This window comes from Mesorhizobium sp. M0587, assembly GCF_040320945.1.
In the GTDB taxonomy this organism is placed as follows: Bacteria; Pseudomonadota; Alphaproteobacteria; order Rhizobiales; family Rhizobiaceae; genus Mesorhizobium.
Map to the genome: position 1 here is coordinate 85,140 of NZ_JAMYQP010000019.1, position 23,241 is coordinate 108,380.

Here is a 23,241-nt window from a genome sequence, read left to right on the forward strand (position 1 = left end):
CTCCTGTTAGGAGACCTGCCGGCTGAAACAAAAAAGCCGCCAGGTCTGGCGGCTGTTCGGATTTCGTTGCTGCAATCTTCAGATCGAGCGCAATCCTCCCGCCGCCAGCGAGCTCCTAAAGTACCAATACGTGGCGGTCAGGTTGATCATGCGGCTCATATAGTCGAAGCGCAGGCGTTTGTCACGTGCTTGATTAGGCCTACCAGCGCGGATCAGGCCATTCGACGTTATCCCACTCCAGGAGGTCTCCAGGTGACAGAAGATTCTTCTCACCACGTTGAAGGCGGTATCTGTAGAGGGTTTCGTATATGGGGTCGAAACTGGATAGTAGGTCTAGAAAACGCCGCCTTCGCTCGGATTTTGACCATGAGCAGAAAATCGCGGTACGGCTCCAGAGACTATCGAAAACGTTTCGGTATGCTGGATCCAGCCGCTGCCAATGCGCGACTGCTTCAGCGCCAAGCGCTGCGAAATCCTCCTTGAGAGCTTCCTCGATTATCGCTTCCAGAGCATAGGCAATGGCCTGGGTTTTTGCGGTGTGTTCGAGATACGCCAGCGATGCCCTCAGCATCCTTTGCTGAAGAAGAATAACGGGCCACAGCGCCTGGACACCATAGCGGATGCCCATTTCCTCATGATCCGAGGGCGGCTGTAGAATCTCGCGTCGGCGTTCGTAGGCCTTCCGGACATCGTAGGCTAAATTTAGGAACAGGCCTTCCCTGTCCTTAATGAGCGGCGATCGCTCATTAACCTCATGCACAACCGTGTGGAGCCATCGAAGAGATGTATAGTCGCCAACCAGAAGAATGCCGGCGTGATTTTTCAGTAAGCGATATGAGAGCAAACGCATCCTCCTGTCTCAGGCGACTTTCCGGCACGACGTGCAGCTCATGCCCTCCAGGGATCGAGGAGTTCAAGTCCAAAGCCGTCGAAATCCTTCGTGTTACGCGTTGCCAAGGTGAGCTCCTGCGCAATCGCCGTGGCTGCGATCAGGCCGTCCATCGACGACAGCGCGCGACCGCGGCGCTTCGCAAGGCCCATCAGGTCGCCCCAGGCCAAGGCAATCGGTTCGTCCACGGGCAACACCCTCTGTTCAAAGCGTTGCGGCAGATCTTGGGCGAGCCATTGGGCGAGTGCCTCGCGTTTCCGACCCTCATCCATGAGCGCGACGCCGCGCCGGATCTCGGCGATCGACACGACGCTGATGAATGAGCGGTCCTCATCAAGCCCGTCCAGCCAGTCCAGAACGCGTGCGTCCGGTGCCGGCCTCGTCACCTCGGACAGGACATTCGTATCGAGCAGCAGTCTCACAACCGCAGATCACGCGGTTGGTCGCGCTGACGCTCAAGGTCGAGATCGGCGCCACGCAGCGGCGACTCCAGCAGGAACTCCGCGAGCGTGCCCTTGCGCGCGGTCTTGCGCTGCCATTCCTCGGCCGACACGACAACCACGCTTGCCTTGCCGTTCCTGGTGATCGTCTGCGGTGACGCCTGTGCGCGCTCGATGACCTCCGAGAGCCGGGCTTTTGCCCCAGCGACCGTCCAGTTCGTACCTTCTTTGGGCGCGGATCGCATTTCCACCTCCATGACCACTCTGACCATCTTGACCATATAGGGATGGCAGTGCGGCGGCAACAGGGGAAGAAAGGGAGGCCACTCGCCGATCCTATTCCGGCGACGCCCCCGCGATGCTCTGGTCGTAGTCGACCAGCGATCCCGTCATCACGCCAGACTGCGGGCTGACCATATAGCTGATCAACCGCGCGAGCTGATCCGGCTTCACCAATTGACCCATCGGTTGCGCCGCCTCGGCCTTTGCCAGCCAGTCGTCCGGCGCGTCGTGCCATTTCTTCTGCACGATCGCCTCGCCCTCTGTGTCCATCCAGCCGGGCAGCACGGCGTTGCAGCGGATGCGGTTGGAACGATAGGCGTTGGCGACATTCTTGGTCAGCGTCGCCAGCGCGCCTTTGCTCGACGAGTAGGGCGCCAGGAACGACTGGCCGCAATGCGCCGACATCGACAGCACGTTGACGATCGAGCCCGGCGCTTTTTTCTCCAGCAGATGCGCCACCACGCCCTGCATCAGGAAAAAGGGGCCACGCACATTGGTCTGGAAAATTTGATCGAATAGCTCCTCCGAGGTTTCGACCAGCGAACCGCGCGCCGACGTGGCCGCGGCGTTGACCAGCGCGTTGATGGTGCCGAAATGCGAAAGCGCGGTGGCGACGGCGCGCTTGCAGTCGGCCACCTTGGAAACGTCGGCGCTGATGAAGATCGCATCGACGCCCGATTTCTTGAAATGGGCGACAGCCTTGTCGCCCTTTTCCTGTGAGCGGCCGATCAGCGCCAGCGCCCGGCAGCCCTCGTCGGCAAGCGCCTCGGCGACGGCAAAGCCGATGCCTTGCGCGCCGCCGGTGACGATGGCGCGAGTTTGTGAATTGCGACCGGCTGATGCACTCATCGCCCTGCTCCTGTGTTAGATACCAAATAGCCCAAGGTGTGTTCAGATTCGGGTCAGGCCGAGTCGAAAATGGTGGTTCCGAGAACCGGAGCGGAGCGTACGTTTGGGTACGTGAGCACCGGAAGCGCAGGAAACCGCCATTTGCAGGCCGGCCGAATATCAACATACCTAGTCGAGACGGACGGTCTTGCCTGTGGTCGCCGACTTCAGCGCCGCATCGGCCAGCTTCAGCGCCACGAGGCCATCGGCGCCGCTTGGCGCCGCCTTCTTTCCGGACGTCGCCGCCGCGATGAAGGAGGCGATCTCGATGGCATAGGCGTCGAGATAGCGGGTCATGAAGAAATCGTGCAGCGGCGGGCGGGTATAGCCCTTCTCGTTGGCCAGTTCGATCGACACCGGCCGCTGGTTCTCGGCCGCGATCATGCCCTTCGAACCGTGCACCTCGATACGCTGGTCGTAGCCATAGGTGGCGCGGCGCGAATTGGAGATGACGGCCTGCTTGCCCGAAGCGGTTTCGAGGATGACGCTGACCGAGTCGAAATCGCCGGCCTCGCCAATTTTTTTGTCGACCAGCACCGAGGCATGCGCACTGACCGCCACCGGCTCCTCGCCGAGCAGGAAGCGCGCCATGTCGAAATCATGGATGGTCATATCGCGAAAAATGCCGCCGGAGCGCTTGATGTAGTCGATCGGCGGCGCGCCCGGATCGCGCGACGTGATGGTCACCATTTCGACCGTGCCGATGGCGCCGTCGTCTATCGCCTTGCGCACGGCGGCGAAATGCGGATCGAAGCGCCTGTTGAAGCCGACCATCAGCGTCGCCTTGGCCTTGTCGACCACGGCCAGGCATTTTTCGACGCGTTTGGCGTCGAGGTCGATCGGCTTCTCGCAGAAGATCGCCTTGCCGGCCTTGGCGAAGCGCTCGATCAGATCGGCATGGGTGTCGGTCGGCGTGCAGATGACGACGGCGTCGATATCCGCGGATTTTTCGATGGCCTCGATCGTGCGCACCTCCGCGCCGTAGGCCGTCGCCAGCTCGGTCGCCGCCTTCTCGAAAGCGTCGGCAACGGCGACCAGTCTGGCCTGCGGATTGGAGCCGACGGCGCGGGCGTGGACCTTGCCGATGCGGCCGGCACCAAGGAGGGCGAAGCGGAGAGTCATGGAAATTTCCTCTGGGGATGGTTCGAAGCTGGCGGGGCGCCGGTCATGCGCGCGGGTGATTTTCCGGTCAAGACAAGATCGACAGGGAGGCGATGACCGCCGCCTCCGCGCCCGGCCTAGGCCGCGAGTTCCGCCTCTCCGGTCTTGGCGCCGGTGATGTAGGAGACGATATCGTTTCCGTCGGTGTTCTCCTTGCGCAGATTGGCGACGATGCGGCCACGCCGGAAGACGACGATGCGGTCGCAGAGGTCGAACACCTGGCGCATGTTGTGGCTGATCAGGATCAGCGGTTCGTCATGTTCCTTCAGCGTGCGGATGATGTTTTCGACCTGCGCCGTCTCCTGCACGCCAAGCGCCGCCGTCGGCTCGTCCATGATGATCAGCTTGGAGGCGAAGGTGGCGGTCCTGGCGATCGCCACGCACTGGCGCTGGCCGCCCGACATGTGGCGGATGGTGTTCGATAAATTGGGGATCTTGACGGCGGTGCGCACCAGAGCCGCTTCGGTCGCCTTGCGCATATACTTGCGGTCTAGGATCGAGAACGGCCCGAGATTGAACAGCACCTTTTCGCGGCCGAGGAACAGGTTCGACGGCACGTCGAGGTCGTCGGCCAGCGCCAGGTTCTGGAACACCGTCTCGATGCCCGCCTCGCGCGCCTCGATCGGGCCCGTGAAATTCACTTCCTTGCCGTCGAACCAGATCTGGCCGCTGGTCGGCTGCTCGACGGCGGTGATCTGGCGCACGAAGGTCGACTTGCCGGCGCCATTGTCGCCCATGATGGCGACATGTTCGCCCTTGCGCAGCTCGAAATTCGCGCCTTCGAGCGCATGCACGCCGCCATAGCGCTTGGTCAGGTTTTCGGTCTTGAGAACGATGTCTGACATGGTCAAGCCCTCATTGCCCGCAGGCGTTGGCGCCACTGGTCGAGAACGACCGCGCCGACGATGATCACACCCTTGACCATCTCCTGGTAGTAGGCGTCGAGGCGCAGGAAGGTGAAGCCGGAGATGATGACGCCGAAGATCAGCGAGCCGATCACGGTGCCGATGATCGAGCCGCGCCCGCCCGACAGCGAGACGCCGCCGATGACCGCCATGGCGATGGCGTCGAGTTCGTACATGACGCCCATGCCGGACTGGGCGGTAAGGTTCTTTGAGCTCAGCACCACGGCGGCGAGCGCGGCGAGAATGCCGGCGATGATGTAGACGAGGATCTTGTGGTTGGCGATCTTGATGCCGGACATGCGCGCGGCATCCTCGTTGGAGCCGATCGCATAACAATGCTTGCCATAGCGGGTGTAGGTCATGATCAGCTGGAACAGGATGGCCAGCGACAGGAAGATGATGACGGGCATCAGGCCTTTGCCGATGCCAGCGAAACTCTCGGTTGGAAACGAGATCGGCTGGCCCTTGGACCACCATTTGGCGATCCCGCGCGCGGTCACCATCATGCCGAGCGTGGCGATGAACGGCGGAATGCGCGTGTAGGCGATCAGGGCGCCGTTGACGAGGCCGGCGAGCAACCCGCAGCCGATCGCCACCAGCACAGGCACGATGACCGGCAGGTCGGTCCAGCCCTGCGCCAGGAACATCGCCTTCGGGTTGGGGTTGCCGTTGACTGTCGCTACCTGGGCAAAACTCATGGCGATCATCGCGGTGGCGCCGACGATCGAGCCCGAGGACAGGTCGATGCCGCCTGATATGATCACTTGCGTCACGCCGATGGCGATGATGCCGACGATCGACACCTGCAGAATGATGATCTGCAGCCGCGCCTCGTTGAAGAGGCCGCCGACATCGCTGCGGGTGTTGAACAGGAAGCTGTCGCCGAGAAAGATACGGCCGATCAGTTCGAAGATGATGACAAGGATGACAAGCGCCAAGAAGACGTTGAACTCGGCCGGCCAGTTGCGCCTCTTCGCGTCATAGCCTACCTCGCCGACCCCGTGAGATGTCTGTGCCAAACTTCTATCCTCCGTCGGCCGCGGTCGTCCCTCGGCACCTTTCGAGCGCTGGGGGAAAGAGGAGCGGCGCTGTCTTCGCGAGAGCGCCGCTCCGTATGTCCGCGGCTCAGTTCTTCTTCAGGAACTTGTCGATGTTCGCCGGCGTCACCAGCTGGAAGGGCACGTAGACCTTGTGCTCCACCTTCTCGCCCTTGGACAGCTTGAGCGCTGCATCCAGTGCGCCCGCGCCCTGACCGGCGGCGTCCTGGAACACGGTTGCGTCGAGGTCGCCCGCCTGCATGGCGGCAAGTGCGTCCTGGGTGGCGTCGACGCCGCCGACGACTACCGACTTCATGTCGACATTGGCGGCCTTCATCGCCTGGATGGCGCCGATGGCGCTTTCGTCATTGTTGGCGATGACGCCGTCGAACGGCTTGCCGGTCGACAGCCAGTTGGTCATCAGGTTCTGCGCTTCGTCGCGGTTCCAGTTCGACGTCTGCTTGTCGATGATCTTGATGAAGCTGCAATCCGGTGTCGCGATCACCTCTTCGATGTCCTTGGTGCGTTGCACCGCGGCCTGATTGGAGAGCTCGCCCATGATCACATAGACATTGGCTTCCTTCTTGCCGGCTTCCTTGAACAGGCGGCAGACTTCCTTGGTTTCGAGCGTGCCGGAATCGGCCTCGTTCGAGGCGACGAAGGCCTGGTTGTCCGGCAACGTGTTCACGTTGACCGGCTCGCGATTGACGTAGACCAGCGGGATCTTGGCGGCGGCCGCGGCGTCCGACATTGCCTGGGTGGCCGAGGTGTCGACCGGGTTGACGATGATGGCGTCGACGCCCGAAGCGGCGAAGTTCTTGATCTGGTCGAGCTGCTTGGCGACGTCGTTCTGCGCGTCCTCGACCTGCAGCTGGATGCCGCTCATCCCCTTGGCCTGCTCGATCATGCCGTTGCGCAGCACGGTCAGGAAGTTGTCGTCGAATTTGGCCATCGATACGCCGATCTTGGCGGCCATGGCGGATGAACTCATCAGCGCCGCGAAGGCGACGCCCAAAAGCAGTTTCTTCATTGTATTTCTCCTCCACTTTTGGTGTCCGGTTGCACCGATCTATCCGGAATCCCCGGTCTCCCGGGGGATCTCTCCCTATTGCTGCCTCTCTTCCGGGCGGCGCCTTGCCCTGTGCTGGACGCCAAACTCTCTGTTTGAAACGGACGCTCCGGAACGAAAGAACCAAAAAGCACGGCTAGTGAAATATTTATTCCATTTCTTCTTGAGGCGTCAAGGGCGATTCCAAGGTCGGGCGCGCGATTTTCGGCCTGCTCTGATGGATTCTATCATTTCAGCCGGCCGGTTTACGGCGGACGGGATTGCCCAAGCGTTCTGTCGTTTCATGGAAACGCTCCGTCCCTCGTCCTGGCGCCGGACGGGAAACCGCTGTTCTTCCTGAACTGCTTCAGATGTTTTCCGGCAGATAGATGTCGAAGGGGAGAAAGGTCTGGCCCGGCGCGTTGGCCGCGCCGGTCTCGATGGCATGCGCCATCCGATCGACGAGCTCACGACAAAGCGGGGCGAGCGGCGTCGAGATCACCATGGTAAGGATGTTGTCGGCGAGCGCGGCGCGCGATTCGGCGTTGATTTCGTTGCAGACGACCACCGGCATGTTGGCGGGCTTCGCTGCCCGCAGCGCCGAGACAGCGCCTTCCATGCCGCCGCCGGCGACGTAGCAGCCGACAAGATCGGGATATCGCGCCAGAAGATCGATCATCGCATCATTGGTCACCTGGTTGGCCTCCAGATTGACAAGCGTCTCCAGCACGCTGAAGTCCGGCGCATGCTCGCGAAAGAAGGAGCGGAAGCCGATCTCGCGCAGCTCATGGCCGTGGAAGCGATGGCTGCCGACGAAAAGGGCGACCTTGCCGGGCGTCCGCGCCGCTCTGGCGATCATCCAAGCCGCGGTGCGGCCGACCTTGCGGTTGTCGAGGCCAACATAGCCCTCGCGGATGCCGGCGGCGAAGTCGGACAGCAGGGAGAAGACCGGCTGTCCCCTGGCCTTTAGCGCCTCCACGACCGCCGTCAGCGTCGGATGATCCGGGCCGACCACAGCGATGGCCCGCGATTTCGCCGCCAGCCTGCGCATTTGGGCGGCGATCTCGTCAGGGGCCAGGGAGCCGGCGAAGTCGATGGTTGCGACGCCACGGAAGCGCTGCGATTGCGCGACCGCCAGTTCGAGTTCCCGCGCGAAATCGCCATAGAAGACGTCGTTGCCTCGTAGCAGCAGGAAGCCCAGCCGATACTCAGGCAATTCCTGGCGCATGCGCTGCTTGATCAGGCCCGCCGCGTGGTAGCCGATCTCGGTCGCGGTTTCGTAGACGCGGCGCGCCGTCTCCTCGCGCACCGGCAGGCGATTGTTGAGCACGCGGTCCACCGTGGCGACGCTGACGCCGGAGATGCGCGCCAGATCGGTGATGGTCGGCCGTTTCGCCATGATCGCTCTCCTTCGATTGCCTGTTCAGGGTACATCATCGTGATGTGAAATGATAGAAACCATCTTTGTGATATTGAGTCTATCATGGCCCGGCGTTATTTTGATGATCGAAGCTAGGCCATCAGGCATTCGCAAGGCGAATGCCTTGCCGAGGGAGGCAGCCATGACAACAACGCCGTCCCGGCGTGACTACAGCCTGATAGGCCGCGATGCCAGGCTCGCCGTGGAAACCGGCCTCGCGGCGGCGGAGTGGTACCACACCGACATTCCGCGCAAGCAGATGAAGGAACTCATGCAGCGCTCCGACGGGCCGGCGATCCGCGATACAGCGATCTGGCTTGCCGCGCTGGTCGTCAGCGGCGCCGGCGGCGCCTGGTTCTGGGGCAGCTGGTGGTGCGTGCCGTTCTTCTTCGTCTATGGCATCCTCTACGGCTCCTCCACCGATTCACGCTGGCACGAATGCGGCCACGGCACGGCTTTCCGCACGCAATGGATGAACGATGCTGTCTATCAGATCGCCTGCTTCATGATCATGCGCAACCCGGTGACCTGGCGCTGGAGCCACACGCGCCATCACACCGACACCATCATCGTCGGCCGCGATCCCGAAATCTCCGTGATGCGGCCGCCGGACCTGGTGCGCGCCATCCTCGGCTTTGTCGGCGTGCTCGATGGCTGGCATGCGATGAGCGACATGCTGCGCAACGCGGCCGGCAACATCAGCGCGGCGGAAAAGACCTTCACTCCGCAGCAGGAACAGCCGAAAGCGATCCGTGTTGCCCGCATCTGGACCGCGATCTATGCCGCAACCATCGCGCTGGCGCTCTACACCGGGTCGTTCCTGCCCTTGATACTGGTCGGCCTGCCCAGGCTCTACGGCGCCTGGCATCACGTCATGGTCGGCCTGCTTCAACATGGCGGTCTGGCCGACAATGTCACCGACCACCGGCTCAACAGCCGCACCGTCTACATGAACCCGATCAGCCGCTTCATCTACTGGAACATGAACTATCATGTGGAGCATCACATGTTCCCGATGGTTCCCTATCATGCGCTGCCGAAGCTGCACGCGCTGATCAAGCACGACCTGCCGGCGCCGACACCGTCGATCCTGGCCGGCTATCGCGAGATGATCCCGGTCTTCCTGCGCCAGCTGCGCAATGAGGACTATTTCCTGAAGCGCGAACTGCCGCCGACGGCCAAGCCGTACCGCGAGGAATTCCACAGCCAAGCCGTCGCCGCCGCGGCGGAGTGACGTGACGATCGAGATATTGCCGGGAGGAATGAATGAGCGACTGGATCGAGGCCTGCGCCGCGGGCGAGATCGACGAAGAGGACGTGATGCGCTTCGATCATGGCGACCGCACCTTCGCCATCTATCGCAGTCCGGACGATGAATACTTCGCCACCGATGGCCTTTGCACGCATGAAAAGGTGCACCTGGCCGACGGGCTGGTAATGGACGACATCATCGAATGTCCCAAGCATAATGGCCGCTTCAACTATAAGACGGGTGCGGCCAGAGGCGCGCCGGTCTGCGTCAACCTCAGGACCTATCCGGTCAAGGTCGACGCCGGCAAAGTCCTCGTCCAGATCGGGTGATTGATATGGCGCGCGGCATGGTCATCATCGGAGCCGGCGAATGCGGCGGGCGGGCAGCGCTTGCGCTGCGCGACCTCGGCTATGACGGGCCGGTGACGCTGGTCGGTGACGAGCCGCATCTGCCCTACGAACGTCCGCCTCTGTCCAAGGATGCGATGTCCAGCGACGCGCCCGAGATCAAGGCGATCGCCAGCGATGAACTCCTGGCTCAGAGGTCGATCCGGCACATCCATTCCGTTCAGGCCGTGGCGATCGATCGGGAGGCCCACAAGGTGCGCTTGTCGGACGGTTCCGTGCTGCCCTATGACAAGCTGCTGCTGGCCACCGGCTCGACGCCCCGCAAACTGCCGATGCCGGGTTTGGGCCCGCGCTGCGTCTATCTCCGCACCTTCGCCGATGCGCTGGCCATTCGCGCCCATCTCAGCGCCGGCAATCGCGTCGCCATTGTCGGCGGCGGCTTCATCGGTCTCGAACTCGCCGCCGCGGCGCGCAAGCTTGGCGCCTCGGTCACCGTCATCGAGGCGCAGCCGCGCATCCTGATGCGCGGCGTGCCGGCCGAAATCGCCAAGATCATTCATGACACGCACGTCGTCGAAGGCGTCGACATAGCGTGCGGCGAAGGCATTGCCTCCATCGCCGACGACGGCAAGGAAGTGCGCGTGACGCTTGCCGGCGGAAAAGAGATATCAGCCGATCTCGCCGTCATCGGCATCGGCGCAGTGCCGGTCACCGGCCTTGCGGCAGAAGCGGGGCTGGCCATCGACAACGGCATTGCGGTCGACGCCGAACTGCGCAGCAGCGACCCCGACATCTTCGCCGCCGGCGACTGCTGCTCGTTCCCGCTTGCCGTCTATGGTGGCCGGCGGGTGCGGCTGGAGGCCTGGCGCAATGCGCAGGAGCAGGGCGCGCTGGCGGCAAAAAACATGCTGGGCGCCGCCGAGGCGCATGCGGCGGTGCCGTGGTTCTGGTCGGATCAGTATGGATTGAGCCTGCAGATCGCCGGGCTGTCCGACGAAGGCCGCATCACCGTGCGTCGTGATCTTGGCGAGGGCGCTTTCATCCTCTTCCATCTGGCAGAAGACGGTAGGTTGGTGGCCGCCAGCGGCATCGGTCCCGGCAATGCGGTCGCCCGCGATATCCGGTTGGCGGAGATGCTGATCGGCAGGAGGGCCAGGCCCGCGCCGGAGGCGCTGGGATCACAGGCCGTCAAGCTGAAATCACTGCTGGCGGCCTGAGCGGCGCGACCTGGCCGCACCACGCCCTAAAACAGCGCCTTCAATTCCCGCAGTTTATCATTGACCAGCCAGCCATAATAATTCTCTTCCGGCAGCTTTTCCGGCTCGCCGGCGGCGCGGCGCTTGTCGTTCTCCGCTTTCAGCGCATAGGCGCGCTGCTCGGGATTACCGACATTGTAAAGCGTGGCGGTAATCCCCGGATTGCCGGAAATGTCGAAGCCGGCGATGCTCTTATAGGCGTCGATCGATTTCCTGATCGTCGCGGCGACGTAAGGCAGCGTCAGGTCCGGATCCATGATGGTCTTGTAGACAGAATTGGGATCGCCGACGTCGAGCTTCGGCAGGCCCGAGACCTTGTGCACGAGATCGCTCATCTGCAATGCGGTCAGCGGGTTGAGCTGGCCGAGGCCGAAGGTCTGGCCGGCGTAATAAGGCTGGAAGAAGGTGGCGCCGAAACGATCGTCGGGGAAGCTTGTTCCGCCGACGGCCTTGCCGCGGAACGAATGGTTCCACACCTGCTCACGGCATTCCCACAGATCGTAGCTGTCCGACACTCCGGCGCATTTCTTGAATTCCGGCCGCTGCACGAAATCCGTGATGTCCTCGCCGTCATAGGCGAAGGAGAGCTTGCTGGAGAGATAGGAGATCGCCTTGACATAATAGGTCTGGAGCCGGTCATAGGCATCGACATTATAGGTGTGCTCGCCGACGATGGCGCCGACGATATGCATCGGATCGACGCCGTAGGCAGCGGCCGCCTTCCTGATCTTGGCGCGCAGATCGGCATCGTTCTGCAGCAAGGCGTAGACCTTGCGGTATTTCGCCTGGAACGTGGTGTTGGTGGCCTGGGTGCGCCGGCTCGAAGCGCCGGGTATATCAGGCTGCTCGGCATTGCGGTTTCCCGGCGCCACCAATGTCGCCGCGTCAGCCGCGAACAGCGTCGCCGCCAGCGTCAAGCCGAGAATGACCAGGATCAGTTTTTTCATGCGCCGCCTGCAAATTTTGCGGGCAAACTAGGTAAAGCTCCGGGCCGAGTCGAGAGCGACCCGGTTCACGGCGAGACGAAAGGTGGCCAGATGATACCATCTGGCCACACACGATCCAGCTGCGGGAAACCTGTTGCCCGAACCGGAGCCGGAATGTTCCGGCGCCGTCGTTTAGAGAATGAACCGCGACAAGTCGGTGTTTCTGGAGAGATCGCCGACATGCTTTTCCACATAGGCGGCATCGATGGTGACGCTCGTGCCGTTGCGGTCCGGCGCGTCGTAGGAGATATCGTCCAGAACCCGCTCCATCACCGTCTGCAACCGCCTGGCGCCTATGTTCTCGACACTGGCATTGAGATCGACAGCGATGCCGGCCAGCGAATCGATGGCGTCATCGGTGAAGGCGAGATCAACGCCTTCGGTCTTCATCAGCGCGATGTATTGCTTGATCAGGCTGGCTTCGGTCTCGGTCAGGATGCGGACGAAGTCTTCCTTTTCCAGCGCGCGCAGTTCGACGCGGATCGGCAGGCGGCCCTGCAATTCCGGCAACAGGTCCGACGGTTTCGAGACATGGAATGCGCCGGAAGCGATGAACAGGATATGGTCCGTCTTCACCGGCCCGTACTTGGTCGCCACGGTCGTGCCTTCGACCAGCGGCAGCAGGTCGCGCTGCACGCCTTCGCGCGACGGGCCGCCCGATATATCCGATCTGGCGGCGATCTTGTCGATTTCGTCGAGGAAGACGATGCCGTCGTTTTCCGTCACGTCCAGCGCCTGGCGCACCACCTCGTCCTGGTCGAGCAGCTTGTCGGACTCGTCGCCGACCAGCAGCGCGTAGGACTCCTTCACCGTCGTCTTGCGCAATTTGGTCTTCTTGCCGCCCATCGCCTTCGACAGCATATCGTTGATGTTGAGCACGCCGATATTGGCGCCGGGCATGCCGGGAATCTCGAAGCCGGGCATGCCGCCATTGCCGGTATCGGCCACTTCGATCTCGATCTCCTTGTCGTCGAGTTCGCCGTCGCGCAGCTTCTTGCGGAAGGAATCGCGTGTGGCCGGGCTCGCGGTCTTGCCGACGAGGGCTTCCAGAACGCGTTCCTCGGCGTTGATATGGGCGCGCGCCTTGACGTCCTCACGCATCTTGTCGCGCACCAGGCCGATGGCGATCTCGACGAGGTCGCGGATGATCTGCTCGACATCGCGGCCGACATAGCCGACTTCGGTGAATTTGGTCGCCTCAACCTTGACGAAGGGCGCACCCGCCAGGCGCGCCAGGCGGCGCGAGATCTCGGTCTTGCCGACGCCGGTCGGCCCGATCATCAGGATGTTCTTCGGCATCACCTCTTCGCGCATCTGGCCTTCCAGCTGCTGGCGGCGCCAGCGGTTGCGCAAGGCGATGGCCACGGCGCGCTTGGCGTCCTTCTGGCCGATGATGAAGCGGTCGAGTTCCGAAACGATTTCGCGAGGTGAGAATGTGCTCATATCACTAAATTCCAGTTTGCCACTGCTTGATGGTCTCGGACGGATGCAGCAGCATGATCACGTTGAGTGTCAGATTGTCCCGGATCAGATAGCCAGTACCCATTTCGAAGATGAGGGCGAGGCTGACGATCACCCATATAGGTAGCTTTCGCGCCATCACAAATCCCAGCACCATGGCCAGTGTGTCGGATACCGAATTGATGATGCTGTCGCCGTAATAATCGAGCGAAATAGTACCGGCGCGGTAGCGTTCGATGATGAACGGGCTGTTTTCGAGGATTTCCCAGCCGCCTTCGACGACGACGGCGAATGCCAGCCGCAAGCCGATGGGCGAACGCGGAAACAGGAACCGTGCCAACGCGTAGAACAGAAAGCCGTGGATGATGTGCGAGAACGTATACCAGTCCGAAATGTGCTGGGAGTTCTCCGAACTCATCACCACGCCGTGCCAAAGTTTGACGTAACCGCAGGTGCAGATCGGCGGATGGCCCATCAGATAGAGCGTGGCCGCCTGGACCGTGACTAGGCCAAGAACGATCAGTAACCCCATCCGCCAGCTGTTTTCGTAAGCGGACAGGCCTTTCTCGTCGACCAGTGTGTTCATGCCCTATTACCCCTCGTCCGCGTCGCCTTCGTCGGCGTCGATCCCCATCAAAACGACGTTACCATAGACCGACTGCCTGCGATCAATCGCCTGGAATCCAGCCTTTTCATAGGCCCGAATCGCGCGACCATTGGCTGGATCCGGGTCGATGATGACGCGCGGAACACCTTCCTCGAACAGCTGTTCGACAAACTGGCGCACGATGGCCGAACCGTGACCGATGCCGATCAGCTCCGGCCGGCCGATCGATAGGTCGATGCCGAGCGTGCCGAATGGCTGGTCGGCATAGGGGTGGTCGTCCTCCAGATGCGGATCGTAGCTCTGCAGATAGGCGATCGGCTCGCCGTCGAGTTCGACGATCAGCGGCTCGACCGAAATCGAGTCGATATGGTCGCGAATCTCGGCGATTTCGGCCTCTGGGTCGTCCCACCACTCCGCGACATGCGGCTCGGCGAGCCAGCCGGCGATCATCGGCAGGTCATTCCTGGTCACCGGCCGAAAATCGTAGAGCACGACCTGCTCAGGCGGCATCGAGCGTTTCGACGACGAAGTTGTTGTTGGTGTAGACGCAGATGTCCGACGCTATCTGCATGGCCCTGCGGGCGATCTCCTCGGCATCCTTGTCGGTGTCCATCAGCGCGCGCGCGGCAGCCAGTGCGTAATTGCCGCCGGAACCGATGGCCATGACGCCATGTTCGGGTTCAAGCACGTCGCCAGTGCCGGTCAGCGCCAGCGAGATCGACTTGTCCGCGACCAGCATCATCGCTTCCAGCCGGCGCAAGTAGCGGTCGGTGCGCCAGTCCTTGGCGAGCTCGACGCAGGCCCGCGTTAGCTGATCGGGATATTGTTCGAGTTTGGCTTCGAGCCGTTCCAGGAGCGTGAAGGCGTCCGCCGTGGCGCCGGCGAAACCGGCAATCACATTGCCGTCCTTGCCGATGCGGCGCACCTTCCTGGCGTTGCCTTTCATGATGGTCTGGCCAAGGCTGACCTGGCCGTCGCCGGCGACCACCACCTTGTTGCCCTTGCGCACCGTTACGATGGTCGTGGCGTGCATGGTCAGATTATCAGACATGTCCTGGCTCCGATTCGCGCGATCCCGAAAAGGCGATTGGCGCGGTACGAGTAACTTTGATCGGCCATATGTATGCATGGGGCGAACGATTGCAAATTGCCTCTCCGGCAAGGCCAATACGGGTTAGCGGGGTTCCCTCGGAGCCTTCGCCGGCGCGCGGTTGACGAAGCATTGAACGGAAAACCCGCCTGGCCGCGTGTTCTTGGCGCAACTCGTCACCATGACCAGATATCTAGCATAGCTGCACTCACCCTGTCAAGAAAAAATTCCTATCAACACAAGCCGCCGCCTAGCCGACCGGCCGTCACCAGGCCATTGTCAACCTGATTTCGGCGCCCTGCCGCAAGGCCGGTGCCCCATGCATGGCAACTGGCAATCGCCGGATCATGCTGATAGAAGGCTCTCGTTTTCAAGCCTGCGAGCGCTTGAGGCCCGTGAACCGGTTGCGACGCAACCCCTCTGGGACAAGGATAGAGTGATGGCGCCCCGTTCCGCCGAAGCAAGCCGCAAGACCAAGGAAACCGACATTTCCGTATCGGTCCATGTCGATGGCTCGGGCAAGTCGGAGATCGCGACGGGCGTCGGCTTCTTCGATCACATGCTGGACCAGCTTTCCCGCCATTCCCTGATCGACATGGCGGTCAAGGCCAAGGGTGACCTGCATATCGACGACCACCACACGGTCGAGGACACCGGCATTGCCCTCGGCCAGGCGCTGACCAAGGCGCTGGGCGACCGGCGCGGCATCATGCGCTATGCCTCGATCGACCTTGCCATGGACGAGACGCTGACGCGCGCGGCAATCGACGTGTCCGGCCGCCCGTTCCTCGTCTGGGACGTTTCGTTCTCGTCGCCGAAGATCGGCACGTTCGACACCGAACTGGTGCGTGAATTCTTCCAGGCGCTGGCGCAGAATGCCGGCATCACGCTGCATGTCACCAATCACTATGGTGCCAACAACCACCATATCGCCGAGACATGCTTCAAGGCCGTGGCGCGTGCGCTGCGTGCTGCGTTGGAACGCGACCCGCGCCAGCCGGACGCGGTTCCCTCCACCAAGGGATCTCTGAAGGGATAGCGTCATGGCCGCCTATGTCGTGATGGAACCGCCCGGCCGCAGCGAAAAGGTCGATGCAGCCGCCCTTGTCCGCGATGGCTTCACCTGGTTTGGTCTGCTGGTGCCGCCGCTGTGGTTCGCCTGGCACCGGATGTGGATCGAGGCAGCACTTGTCTTCGTTGTGATGGCCCTGCTTTCGATGCTTGGCGAAGGGCTCGGCCTTGGGTTGGCCGGTTCGCTGTTGTCGCTGCTGGTCTCGCTCTACGTCGGCCTGGAGGGGCAGGCCCTGCGCATCGCGGCACTTCGCCGGCGCGGCTGGCATGAATGGGGCGTGGTCGAGGCCGGTTGGCTCGATGACGCCGACGCACGCTACGCGCTGGAAGCAGATGCGCTTTCTGGCCAAGCCATATCGGCGCCGCGCATGATTCCGGATGCGGCTCTTGCCCGCCCTGCGCAGCCTGGCATGGCGCTCGGACTGACCCATATTCCAGGAAGGCGCTGACATGCGTGTTGCGATCATTGATTACGGTTCGGGCAATCTGCGCTCGGCCACCAAGGCTTTCGAGCGCGCCGCGCGCGAGGCCGGCATATCCGCGCAGATCGACCTGACGGCCGACGCCGAACGGGTGCGCTCGGCCGACCGCATCGTCCTGCCCGGCGTCGGCGCCTATGCCGACTGCGCGGCCGGCTTGCGCGCCGTTGACGGCATGTGGGAAGCAGTCGAGGAAGTCGCCGTTCGGAAGGGCCGGCCCTTCCTCGGCATCTGCGTCGGCATGCAGCTGATGTCGGAACGAGGCCTTGAGAAGACGATTGCCAACGGGTTTGGCTGGATTGCCGGCGACGTCAAGGAGATCACGCCGGCCGATCCGGCATTGAAGATCCCGCAGATCGGCTGGAACACGATCGAGCTCAGGCGCCAGCATCCGCTGTTTACCGGCATTCCGACCGGGGCCGCGGGGCTGCACGCCTATTTCGTCCATTCCTACCATATCGATGCGCGCAAACCGGACGAAGTTCTGGCGGTTGCGGACTACGGCGGCCTGGTGACGGCCACCGTCGCCCGCGACAATCTCGTCGGCACGCAGTTCCATCCTGAAAAGAGCCAGGCGTTGGGTCTCGCGCTGATCACAAACTTCCTGCGCTGGAGGCCCTGAGCACATGAGCAGGAAGGGCTATTGGATGGCGATGATAGATGTCCGCGATCCCGAGATGTACAAGCGGTACATCGAGGCGAATGCCGTCGCCTTTGCCGAGTACGGCGCGAAATTCCTGGTGCGGGCCGGTCGCTACGACAATCCGGAAGGACCGACCGGAAACCGTCATGTGCTGGTCGAGTTCGAATCCTACGACAAGGCGGTAGAATGCTATCATTCGCCCGAATATCAGCATGCTCTGGAGTCCAGGCTTGCCGCTTCGACCGGCCACTTCGTCATCGTTGAAGGCGCCTGAACGGATGATCCTGTTTCCTGCCATCGACCTCAAGGACGGCCAGTGCGTGCGCCTGAAGCACGGCGACATGGCGACCGCGACCATCTACAACGATGACCCAGCCGCCCAGGCCGAGGCCTTCGAACGGCAAGGCTTCGAGTGGCTGCACGTCGTCGATCTCAACGGCGCCTTCCAGGGCCAGAGCGTCAACAGCGCGGCGGTCGGCGCCATCCTCAAGGCGACGAAGAACCCGGTGCAACTCGGCGGCGGCATACGCACGCTGGAGCAGATCGAGGACTGGCTCGACCGCGGTCTTGCCCGCGTCATCCTCGGCACGGTGGCGGTGCGCGATCCCGAACTGGTCAAACAGGCCTGCAAGGCTTTCCCGGGCAAGGTGGCCGTCGGCATCGACGCCAAGGGCGGCAAGGTCGCCGTCGAGGGCTGGGCAGAGGCGTCGAGCCTCGGCGTCACCGAACTGGCGAAGAAATTCGAGGGCGCCGGAGTCGCCGCCATCATCTACACCGATATCGATCGCGACGGCGTGTTGACCGGCATCAACTGGGAGGCCACGATCGGCCTCGCCGACGCCGTGTCGATCCCCGTCATAGCGTCCGGCGGCCTCGCCTCGATCGCCGACATCGTGCGCATGACCATGCCGGACGCTCAAAAGCTTGAAGGCGCGATCTCCGGCCGCGCGCTCTATGATGGCCGCATCGATCCGGCCGAAGCGCTGGCGATCCTGCGGAGCAGGCCTGTGGCGGAGGCGAAATCGTGAAACTCACCATCATCCTCGCCTCCTATGACAGCGGCCATTTCCACGGCGGCATGGGCCAGGGTCCGGACGCGTTGATATCGGGCGGGCTGGTCGATGCCCTGACCATGGCTGGCCACGACGTTGCGGTCGAGGACATCGGCAAGGTCGGCCATGCCCAAGAGCGCGAGATCGCCACCGGCTTTGCGGTCTGCAACGCCATATCGGGCGAGGTCCGTATTGCCCGCGACAGGGGGCGGTTTCCCATCGTGCTTGCAGGAAACTGCCTGACATCAGCCGGTGCGGTCGCAGGCGAAGCCGCCGACGCGATCATCTGGGCCGACCAGCATGGCGACCTCAACACGCCCGAGACATCCACATACGGCTTTCTCGACGGCATGGCGCTGGCGACGGTGCTTGGCTTGTGCTGGCGCCCGATGGCATCAGCCATTCCCGGCTTCAAGCCGATCGACCCGGCGCATTGCGTGCTCGTCAATGCACGCGATCTCGATCCGGACGAAAAGCAGCTGCTGGAGAAATTGCCGGTCATTCGGACCGAATGCGCGAATGCGGCCGGGGCGGTTGAAAGACTGAAGGCGGCCGGCGCCACCCGGGTGCACATGCATCTCGATCTCGACGTGCACGATCCGGAGGCGCTGCAAGCCAATCGCTATATCACTCCCGGCGGACCGAGCCCGGAACAGTTGCGCGATGCGACCTGCGCCATGGCGCTTGCGCTGCCGGTCGTCGGCATCACCGTTTCCGCCTATGATCCGGCCTTCGACGCGCAGGCCAATGTTCCGCCGCTCGTCGGCCAGTTGCTCAACGATCTCATCGCCACGATAGAGGGCCGCTGATGCTGAAGGCTCGCGTCATTCCTTGCCTCGACGTCAAGAACGGCCGCGTCGTCAAGGGCGTCAATTTCGTCGACCTCGTCGATGCCGGCGACCCTGTCGAGGCCGCGAAGGCCTATGACGCGGCCGGTGCCGACGAGCTTTGCTTTCTCGACATCACGGCTTCGTCGGATAACCGCGAAACCATCTTCGACGTCGTCGCCCGCACCGCCGAACAATGTTTCATGCCGCTGACCGTCGGCGGCGGCGTGCGCCAGGTCGCCGACATCCGGAAACTTCTGCTGGCAGGGGCCGACAAGGTGTCGATCAACACGGCGGCGGTCAAGAACCCGGATTTCGTCGCCGAGGCGGCCGACAAGTTCGGAAACCAGTGCATCGTCGTCGCCATCGACGCCAAGAAAGTGTCCGGCGCCGGCGAGGCCGACCGCTGGGAGATATTCACTCATGGCGGGCGCGAGAAGACCGGCATCGACGCGGTCGAGTTCGCCCGGCGAATGGTCGATCGCGGCGCCGGCGAGGTCCTGCTGACCTCGATGGACCGTGACGGCACCAAGGCCGGCTACGACATCGCGCTCACCCGCGCGGTATCAGACGCGGTGCGCGTGCCAGTTATCGCTTCCGGCGGCGTCGGCACGCTCGACCACATGGTCGAGGGCATCCGCGACGGCCATGCCGGTGCGGTGCTGGCGGCCTCCATCTTCCATTTCGGCACCTACACGATAGCACAGGCCAAGGCTCATATGGCCAAGGCAGGCCTGCCGATGCGGCTGGACTCCCCCGGTGATCGGTCCTAAAGCATGATCCCGAAAAAGTGGGAACCCGTTTTCGAAAAGATCATTCGTAAACAAGCGGATAGACGGCGCCATGACTGAGTTTTCGCTATCCGATCTGGAAAAAATCGTCAGGGAACGCGCAGAGTCCGGCGACCCGGACTCGTGGACCGCGAAGCTGTTCGCGCGCGGCATCGACAAGGCGGCACAGAAGCTTGGCGAAGAGGCGGTCGAGACGGTGATTGCCGCCGTCAAGGGCGACAAACCGGCCCTCGTTTCGGAAAGTGCCGATCTCATATATCATTGGCTGGTCGTTCTCGGCATCTCAGGGATTCCGCTGGGCGACGTGCTCAAGGAGCTCGAAAGCCGCACCGGGCGTTCGGGCATCGCCGAGAAGGCGTCGCGGCCCCAGGGCTGATCGCGAGGGAGGGCAGGAGTCTCGATGGATCAGCTCGCGCCGACCGAGAAATATTCGCCTTTTCGCTTTTTCTCCGCCGAGCAATGGTCGCAATTCCGCGCCGACACGCCGCTGACGCTGACCGAGGACGAGTTCCGCCGCCTGCGTTCGCTCAACGACCCGATCGACCTCGAAGAGGTCAAGCGCATCTATCTGTCGCTGTCGCGGCTTTTGTCGGCGCATGTCGAAGCGAGTCAGCTTCTGTTTCGCCAGCGCCAAGCCTTCTTCAACGCGGTGGATGTGGTCAAGACGCCGTTCATCATCGGCATTGCCGGTTCCGTCGCGGTTGGCAAGTCGACCACGGCGCGCGTGCTGAAGGAGCTGTTGGCGCGCTGGCCGTCGAGCCCCAAGGTCGATCTCATCACCACCGACGGCTTCCTGCTGCCCAATGAGGTCCTGCGCCGCGAAAACCTGATGGAGCGCAAAGGTTTTCCAGACAGCTACGATGTCGGCGCGCTGCTGCGCTTCCTTTCGGGCATCAAGTCGGCGCAGCGCAATGTCCGCGCACCGGTCTATTCACACCTCACCTACGACGTCATTCCCGGCGAGTTCGTCACCATCGACCGGCCGGACATCCTGATCTTCGAAGGCATCAATGTCTTGCAGCCGGGCAAGCTGCCGCAGGACGGCAAGATCGTGCCTTTCCTGTCTGACTTTTTCGACTTCGCCATCTATATCGATGCCGACGAGAAGCTGATCCACGAGTGGTACATTTCCCGCTTCATGCGGCTGCGCGACACGGCCTTCCGCAACCCGGATTCCTTTTTCCATCGCTATTCGCAGCTCTCGCAGGGTGCTGCCCGCGCGATCGCCGAAGGCCTGTGGACCAACATCAATTTGAAGAACCTGCGCGAAAATATCCTGCCGACGCGCGCCCGCGCCGACCTGATCCTGCGCAAGGGCGCCGACCATCTGGTCGAGGAAGTGGCGCTGCGCAAGCTCTGATGCATGTCGCCCTAGCTGTGCATCGGTCTGGGACAACGGCATGCATAAAATCAGATGCATGGCGCCCAATTGCGCGGCGGTTTTGGTGAGACGCATAAAAACGAGACGTAAAGCGCCTCGACTGGAACCGTTCCGAGCGACCCTTTTGGAGGTGAAGCGGCGTTCGGCCGCCAAGTTAGAACGCCCTTAACCGCCGGTTTGCTAGATATGCCGCACGACTGCTGCTTTGGTGGTGAGGACCGCTGGCATGGATGCGCCATTCGTTGCTTCCGACAAACCGGCCGCTGTGCAATCCGTTGAAGTCGCGGCTGCTGGCCGCTGCGGCTGGCCTGTGGCCGCGACGCTGCTGATTGTTGCTTATACCATCATCGTCTCGTTCCTTGTCATGCCAGGCAACGTCGACGTGTCGTGGCTGTTGACGATCGGCGAGCGGGTGCTCGATGGCGAGCGCCTCTCGGTCGACATTATCGAGGTCAACCCGGCCTTCTCCGTCTGGCTGTACTTGCCCTTTGTGTTGCTTGAGCGCTTGACCAGGGTGCCGGCCGAGTTTTGGGTGAGCGTCGGCGTGACCGCACTCGCGGTCGCATCGGTCTGTTTTTCGGCACGCATTGTCGCGCGGGCGGACGAAACGCTGAACCGGCATGTCTGGATCGTTCCGGCTGCCGTGTTTTTCGTGCTATTCCTGTTCCCGATCGATTTCGGCCAGCGAGAACAGATCGCCGTCCTCGCCTTGCTGCCCTGGTTGGCCCTGTTTTCCGCACGCGACAAGACTGCCGATTTCCAAGACGGCAGCGTGACCGAGCGGATCGTTGCCGGTCTCGGCGCTGGGATATTCGTCATGATCAAACCGCCCTACAGCGTGTTGGCTCTGGCGGTACCTGCCCTGGCTGTTGCGCTGCGACGACGGTCGCTGCATCCGCTGCTGACCACTGAAAATGTAATCGGCGCAACTCTCACCGTGGCCTACCTGATCGCGCTTGCCATTTTCATGCAGCCCTTCTTTACCGATGTGCTGCCGCTGCTGCGTCAGGTCTATTTGCCCATGCGCATGCCGGTGGCTGACGTGCTGACGCTGTGGCACGTTACGATGTTCGTGGCTATGACTGTGGCCCTGCTGGCGATGGCGTATCCCGGTCGGCCCGATCGCGACGCCGGGATAGTGCTGCTGGCGGGCGCCGCCTACGTTCCAGCCTTCGTCATTATGGGCAAAGGCTGGACCTACCAGGCACTGCCATTTCTGACGCTCGGCGTCCTGGCCCTCATGCTGCAATATGCAAGGTCGAAACCGTTCCGGACCCTACCGGCGTTGGCCAGGGCCGGCGCCGCGCTCTGCCTATTCTCGATTGGGCTTTTGACAGCGCTGCAGCAGGGCATGGCGTTCGCCCATTCGCGTCGCGATCTTGATGACGCGACCGCGGCAATCGTGCGCGCGGTCGAGCGCCCAACCATGATGTCAATCGCCTCGCAACTGCAGTTCAGCAATCCGCTCACTCGGATGACCGGCGCCCGCTTCGTGGCACGCCAACAATCAGGGTGGATGGTCAATGACGCGGGAATACTGATGACGCTGGAGCACGACCCCGCGAAGCGGGGGGATTTGGCGGCACTGCGGGAAAGATACGCCGTTTCGATCGCAAGCGAACTCGCAGCGAAACGTCCGGACATCGTCATCGACGACGGCGCTGCCGGACCGCGCGCACCGGTGCAATTGGACCTAATCACACAGCAGTCCATGCCGCCTTTGCATGACAATCCGGCAATCGCCGCGGCACTGGCGGACTACCGTCCGTTGCTTCGGAACGGATCCGTGACCGTACTAATCCGCGCCGATATAGCTGCGCGCGACTAGCCCGGATATCTCACACAGTCTTTCGGCGCGAGGCTGGCAGCAGCGATTTTGCGGGCACTTGAGCTGCGGGCAAGGGATGTCCGCCGCTTGGAGCGGTTGG

Annotated in this window: 27 protein-coding genes; 13 read left to right on the forward strand and 14 right to left on the reverse strand. The window is 62.5% G+C overall.

Features of this window, described 5'->3' with window-relative positions; all coding sequences use genetic code 11:
• Nucleotides 1-199: 199 nt before the first annotated feature.
• The 9 genes from NKI49_RS18540 to NKI49_RS18580 form a co-directional block, all read right to left on the reverse strand.
• Nucleotides 200-844 (reverse strand): DUF6904 family protein, encoded by a 645-nt coding sequence (locus NKI49_RS18540; RefSeq protein ID WP_352603803.1) that lies wholly within the window; start codon nucleotides 842-844, stop codon nucleotides 200-202.
• Nucleotides 845-888: 44 nt separating this feature from the next.
• Nucleotides 889-1,311: a type II toxin-antitoxin system VapC family toxin gene (locus tag NKI49_RS18545; RefSeq protein ID WP_352603805.1), complete on the reverse strand. Its 423-nt coding sequence runs from the start codon at nucleotides 1,309-1,311 to the stop codon at nucleotides 889-891.
• A complete protein-coding gene (locus tag NKI49_RS18550; RefSeq protein ID WP_502899541.1) occupies nucleotides 1,308-1,601 on the reverse strand; it encodes a type II toxin-antitoxin system Phd/YefM family antitoxin in 294 nt (97 codons plus the stop codon). Before NKI49_RS18550 ends, NKI49_RS18545 begins: the two co-directional genes overlap by 4 nt.
• Nucleotides 1,602-1,665: 64 nt before the next feature.
• Nucleotides 1,666-2,460, reverse strand: a complete 795-nt coding sequence (locus tag NKI49_RS18555) for an SDR family oxidoreductase (protein WP_352603807.1) — start codon at nucleotides 2,458-2,460, stop codon at nucleotides 1,666-1,668.
• Nucleotides 2,461-2,628: 168 nt separating this feature from the next.
• On the reverse strand, nucleotides 2,629-3,621 hold the full coding sequence (gene iolG / locus NKI49_RS18560) for an inositol 2-dehydrogenase (protein ID WP_352603809.1): 993 nt from the start codon (nucleotides 3,619-3,621) through the stop codon (nucleotides 2,629-2,631).
• A gap of 116 nt (nucleotides 3,622-3,737) precedes the next feature.
• The gene (locus tag NKI49_RS18565) at nucleotides 3,738-4,505 is read right to left on the reverse strand and encodes an ATP-binding cassette domain-containing protein (protein WP_352603811.1); all 768 of its coding nucleotides are present in this window, start codon (nucleotides 4,503-4,505) and stop codon (nucleotides 3,738-3,740) included.
• A gap of 2 nt (nucleotides 4,506-4,507) precedes the next feature.
• Entirely contained in the window at nucleotides 4,508-5,584 is a 1,077-nt protein-coding gene (locus tag NKI49_RS18570; protein WP_352603813.1) for an ABC transporter permease, read from the reverse strand.
• Nucleotides 5,585-5,690: 106 nt separating this feature from the next.
• Nucleotides 5,691-6,632, reverse strand: a complete 942-nt coding sequence (locus NKI49_RS18575; RefSeq protein WP_352603815.1) for a sugar ABC transporter substrate-binding protein — start codon at nucleotides 6,630-6,632, stop codon at nucleotides 5,691-5,693.
• Nucleotides 6,633-7,017: 385 nt separating this feature from the next.
• Complete coding sequence (locus NKI49_RS18580) at nucleotides 7,018-8,049, reverse strand: LacI family DNA-binding transcriptional regulator (RefSeq protein WP_352603817.1); 1,032 nt, start codon at nucleotides 8,047-8,049, stop codon at nucleotides 7,018-7,020.
• Between the two features lie 163 nt (nucleotides 8,050-8,212).
• On the opposite strand from NKI49_RS18580, the gene NKI49_RS18585 reads away from it, so the two are divergent.
• The 3 genes from NKI49_RS18585 to NKI49_RS18595 are packed head-to-tail and all read left to right on the forward strand — an operon-like array spanning nucleotide 8,213 to nucleotide 10,886.
• Nucleotides 8,213-9,304, forward strand: coding sequence for a fatty acid desaturase family protein (locus tag NKI49_RS18585; RefSeq protein ID WP_352603819.1), 1,092 nt, complete (start codon nucleotides 8,213-8,215; stop codon nucleotides 9,302-9,304).
• Between the two features lie 32 nt (nucleotides 9,305-9,336).
• Nucleotides 9,337-9,651, forward strand: coding sequence for a MocE family 2Fe-2S type ferredoxin (locus NKI49_RS18590; RefSeq protein WP_352603821.1), 315 nt, complete (start codon nucleotides 9,337-9,339; stop codon nucleotides 9,649-9,651).
• Between the two features lie 17 nt (nucleotides 9,652-9,668).
• Entirely contained in the window at nucleotides 9,669-10,886 is a 1,218-nt protein-coding gene (locus NKI49_RS18595) for an NAD(P)/FAD-dependent oxidoreductase (protein ID WP_352603823.1), read from the forward strand.
• A gap of 26 nt (nucleotides 10,887-10,912) precedes the next feature.
• On the opposite strand, the gene NKI49_RS18600 is transcribed toward NKI49_RS18595, so the two are convergent.
• The 5 genes from NKI49_RS18600 to hslV form a co-directional block, all read right to left on the reverse strand.
• Complete coding sequence (locus NKI49_RS18600) at nucleotides 10,913-11,872, reverse strand: DUF1402 family protein (RefSeq protein ID WP_352603825.1); 960 nt, start codon at nucleotides 11,870-11,872, stop codon at nucleotides 10,913-10,915.
• A 171-nt stretch (nucleotides 11,873-12,043) separates the two neighbouring features.
• Nucleotides 12,044-13,354: an ATP-dependent protease ATPase subunit HslU gene (gene hslU / locus NKI49_RS18605; RefSeq protein ID WP_027023974.1), complete on the reverse strand. Its 1,311-nt coding sequence runs from the start codon at nucleotides 13,352-13,354 to the stop codon at nucleotides 12,044-12,046.
• A 4-nt stretch (nucleotides 13,355-13,358) separates the two neighbouring features.
• Nucleotides 13,359-13,958, reverse strand: coding sequence for a DUF2585 domain-containing protein (locus tag NKI49_RS18610; RefSeq protein ID WP_352603827.1), 600 nt, complete (start codon nucleotides 13,956-13,958; stop codon nucleotides 13,359-13,361).
• 6 nt (nucleotides 13,959-13,964) lie between these two features.
• Nucleotides 13,965-14,489 (reverse strand): GNAT family N-acetyltransferase, encoded by a 525-nt coding sequence (locus NKI49_RS18615; protein WP_352603829.1) that lies wholly within the window; start codon nucleotides 14,487-14,489, stop codon nucleotides 13,965-13,967.
• Entirely contained in the window at nucleotides 14,479-15,030 is a 552-nt protein-coding gene (gene hslV / locus NKI49_RS18620; protein ID WP_352603831.1) for an ATP-dependent protease subunit HslV, read from the reverse strand. Before hslV ends, NKI49_RS18615 begins: the two co-directional genes overlap by 11 nt.
• 478 nt (nucleotides 15,031-15,508) lie before the next feature.
• Between hslV and hisB the strand changes: the two genes are divergently transcribed.
• The 10 genes from hisB (at nucleotide 15,509) to NKI49_RS18670 (ending at nucleotide 23,141) form a co-directional block, all read left to right on the forward strand.
• Complete coding sequence (hisB, locus tag NKI49_RS18625) at nucleotides 15,509-16,108, forward strand: imidazoleglycerol-phosphate dehydratase HisB (protein ID WP_352603833.1); 600 nt, start codon at nucleotides 15,509-15,511, stop codon at nucleotides 16,106-16,108.
• Nucleotides 16,109-16,112: 4 nt separating this feature from the next.
• Nucleotides 16,113-16,589, forward strand: a complete 477-nt coding sequence (locus tag NKI49_RS18630) for a DUF2628 domain-containing protein (protein WP_352603835.1) — start codon at nucleotides 16,113-16,115, stop codon at nucleotides 16,587-16,589.
• A gap of 1 nt (nucleotide 16,590) precedes the next feature.
• On the forward strand, nucleotides 16,591-17,241 hold the full coding sequence (gene hisH / locus NKI49_RS18635; protein WP_352603837.1) for an imidazole glycerol phosphate synthase subunit HisH: 651 nt from the start codon (nucleotides 16,591-16,593) through the stop codon (nucleotides 17,239-17,241).
• A 4-nt stretch (nucleotides 17,242-17,245) separates the two neighbouring features.
• Entirely contained in the window at nucleotides 17,246-17,536 is a 291-nt protein-coding gene (locus tag NKI49_RS18640; protein ID WP_352603839.1) for a DUF1330 domain-containing protein, read from the forward strand.
• Between the two features lie 4 nt (nucleotides 17,537-17,540).
• Nucleotides 17,541-18,290: a 1-(5-phosphoribosyl)-5-[(5-phosphoribosylamino)methylideneamino]imidazole-4-carboxamide isomerase gene (hisA, locus tag NKI49_RS18645; RefSeq protein ID WP_352603841.1), complete on the forward strand. Its 750-nt coding sequence runs from the start codon at nucleotides 17,541-17,543 to the stop codon at nucleotides 18,288-18,290.
• The gene (locus NKI49_RS18650; protein ID WP_352603843.1) at nucleotides 18,287-19,123 is read left to right on the forward strand and encodes an arginase family protein; all 837 of its coding nucleotides are present in this window, start codon (nucleotides 18,287-18,289) and stop codon (nucleotides 19,121-19,123) included. Before hisA ends, NKI49_RS18650 begins: the two co-directional genes overlap by 4 nt.
• Complete coding sequence (gene hisF, locus NKI49_RS18655) at nucleotides 19,120-19,914, forward strand: imidazole glycerol phosphate synthase subunit HisF (protein ID WP_352603862.1); 795 nt, start codon at nucleotides 19,120-19,122, stop codon at nucleotides 19,912-19,914. Before NKI49_RS18650 ends, hisF begins: the two co-directional genes overlap by 4 nt.
• A gap of 70 nt (nucleotides 19,915-19,984) precedes the next feature.
• A complete protein-coding gene (locus tag NKI49_RS18660; RefSeq protein ID WP_352603845.1) occupies nucleotides 19,985-20,308 on the forward strand; it encodes a phosphoribosyl-ATP diphosphatase in 324 nt (107 codons plus the stop codon).
• 24 nt (nucleotides 20,309-20,332) lie between these two features.
• Nucleotides 20,333-21,292 (forward strand): type I pantothenate kinase, encoded by a 960-nt coding sequence (gene coaA / locus NKI49_RS18665; RefSeq protein ID WP_027023962.1) that lies wholly within the window; start codon nucleotides 20,333-20,335, stop codon nucleotides 21,290-21,292.
• A 247-nt stretch (nucleotides 21,293-21,539) separates the two neighbouring features.
• Nucleotides 21,540-23,141, forward strand: a complete 1,602-nt coding sequence (locus NKI49_RS18670; protein ID WP_352603848.1) for a hypothetical protein — start codon at nucleotides 21,540-21,542, stop codon at nucleotides 23,139-23,141.
• The last annotated feature ends 100 nt before the right edge of the window (nucleotides 23,142-23,241 follow it).

Coding starts and splice junctions, on each gene's coding strand:
- NKI49_RS18550 (WP_502899541.1), bottom strand. CDS start 1,601: ATGGTCAGAGTGGTCATGGAGGTGGAAATGCGATCCGCGCCCAAAGAA.
- NKI49_RS18555 (WP_352603807.1), bottom strand. CDS start 2,460: ATGAGTGCATCAGCCGGTCGCAATTCACAAACTCGCGCCATCGTCACC.
- iolG (WP_352603809.1), bottom strand. CDS start 3,621: ATGACTCTCCGCTTCGCCCTCCTTGGTGCCGGCCGCATCGGCAAGGTC.
- NKI49_RS18565 (WP_352603811.1), bottom strand. CDS start 4,505: ATGTCAGACATCGTTCTCAAGACCGAAAACCTGACCAAGCGCTATGGC.
- NKI49_RS18575 (WP_352603815.1), bottom strand. CDS start 6,632: ATGAAGAAACTGCTTTTGGGCGTCGCCTTCGCGGCGCTGATGAGTTCA.
- NKI49_RS18580 (WP_352603817.1), bottom strand. CDS start 8,049: ATGGCGAAACGGCCGACCATCACCGATCTGGCGCGCATCTCCGGCGTC.
- NKI49_RS18585 (WP_352603819.1), top strand. CDS start 8,213: ATGACAACAACGCCGTCCCGGCGTGACTACAGCCTGATAGGCCGCGAT.
- NKI49_RS18590 (WP_352603821.1), top strand. CDS start 9,337: ATGAGCGACTGGATCGAGGCCTGCGCCGCGGGCGAGATCGACGAAGAG.
- NKI49_RS18595 (WP_352603823.1), top strand. CDS start 9,669: ATGGTCATCATCGGAGCCGGCGAATGCGGCGGGCGGGCAGCGCTTGCG.
- NKI49_RS18600 (WP_352603825.1), bottom strand. CDS start 11,872: ATGAAAAAACTGATCCTGGTCATTCTCGGCTTGACGCTGGCGGCGACG.
- hslU (WP_027023974.1), bottom strand. CDS start 13,354: ATGAGCACATTCTCACCTCGCGAAATCGTTTCGGAACTCGACCGCTTC.
- NKI49_RS18610 (WP_352603827.1), bottom strand. CDS start 13,958: ATGAACACACTGGTCGACGAGAAAGGCCTGTCCGCTTACGAAAACAGC.
- NKI49_RS18615 (WP_352603829.1), bottom strand. CDS start 14,489: ATGCCGCCTGAGCAGGTCGTGCTCTACGATTTTCGGCCGGTGACCAGG.
- hslV (WP_352603831.1), bottom strand. CDS start 15,030: ATGTCTGATAATCTGACCATGCACGCCACGACCATCGTAACGGTGCGC.
- hisB (WP_352603833.1), top strand. CDS start 15,509: ATGGCGCCCCGTTCCGCCGAAGCAAGCCGCAAGACCAAGGAAACCGAC.
- NKI49_RS18630 (WP_352603835.1), top strand. CDS start 16,113: ATGGCCGCCTATGTCGTGATGGAACCGCCCGGCCGCAGCGAAAAGGTC.
- hisH (WP_352603837.1), top strand. CDS start 16,591: ATGCGTGTTGCGATCATTGATTACGGTTCGGGCAATCTGCGCTCGGCC.
- NKI49_RS18640 (WP_352603839.1), top strand. CDS start 17,246: ATGAGCAGGAAGGGCTATTGGATGGCGATGATAGATGTCCGCGATCCC.
- hisA (WP_352603841.1), top strand. CDS start 17,541: ATGATCCTGTTTCCTGCCATCGACCTCAAGGACGGCCAGTGCGTGCGC.
- NKI49_RS18660 (WP_352603845.1), top strand. CDS start 19,985: ATGACTGAGTTTTCGCTATCCGATCTGGAAAAAATCGTCAGGGAACGC.
- coaA (WP_027023962.1), top strand. CDS start 20,333: ATGGATCAGCTCGCGCCGACCGAGAAATATTCGCCTTTTCGCTTTTTC.
- NKI49_RS18670 (WP_352603848.1), top strand. CDS start 21,540: ATGGATGCGCCATTCGTTGCTTCCGACAAACCGGCCGCTGTGCAATCC.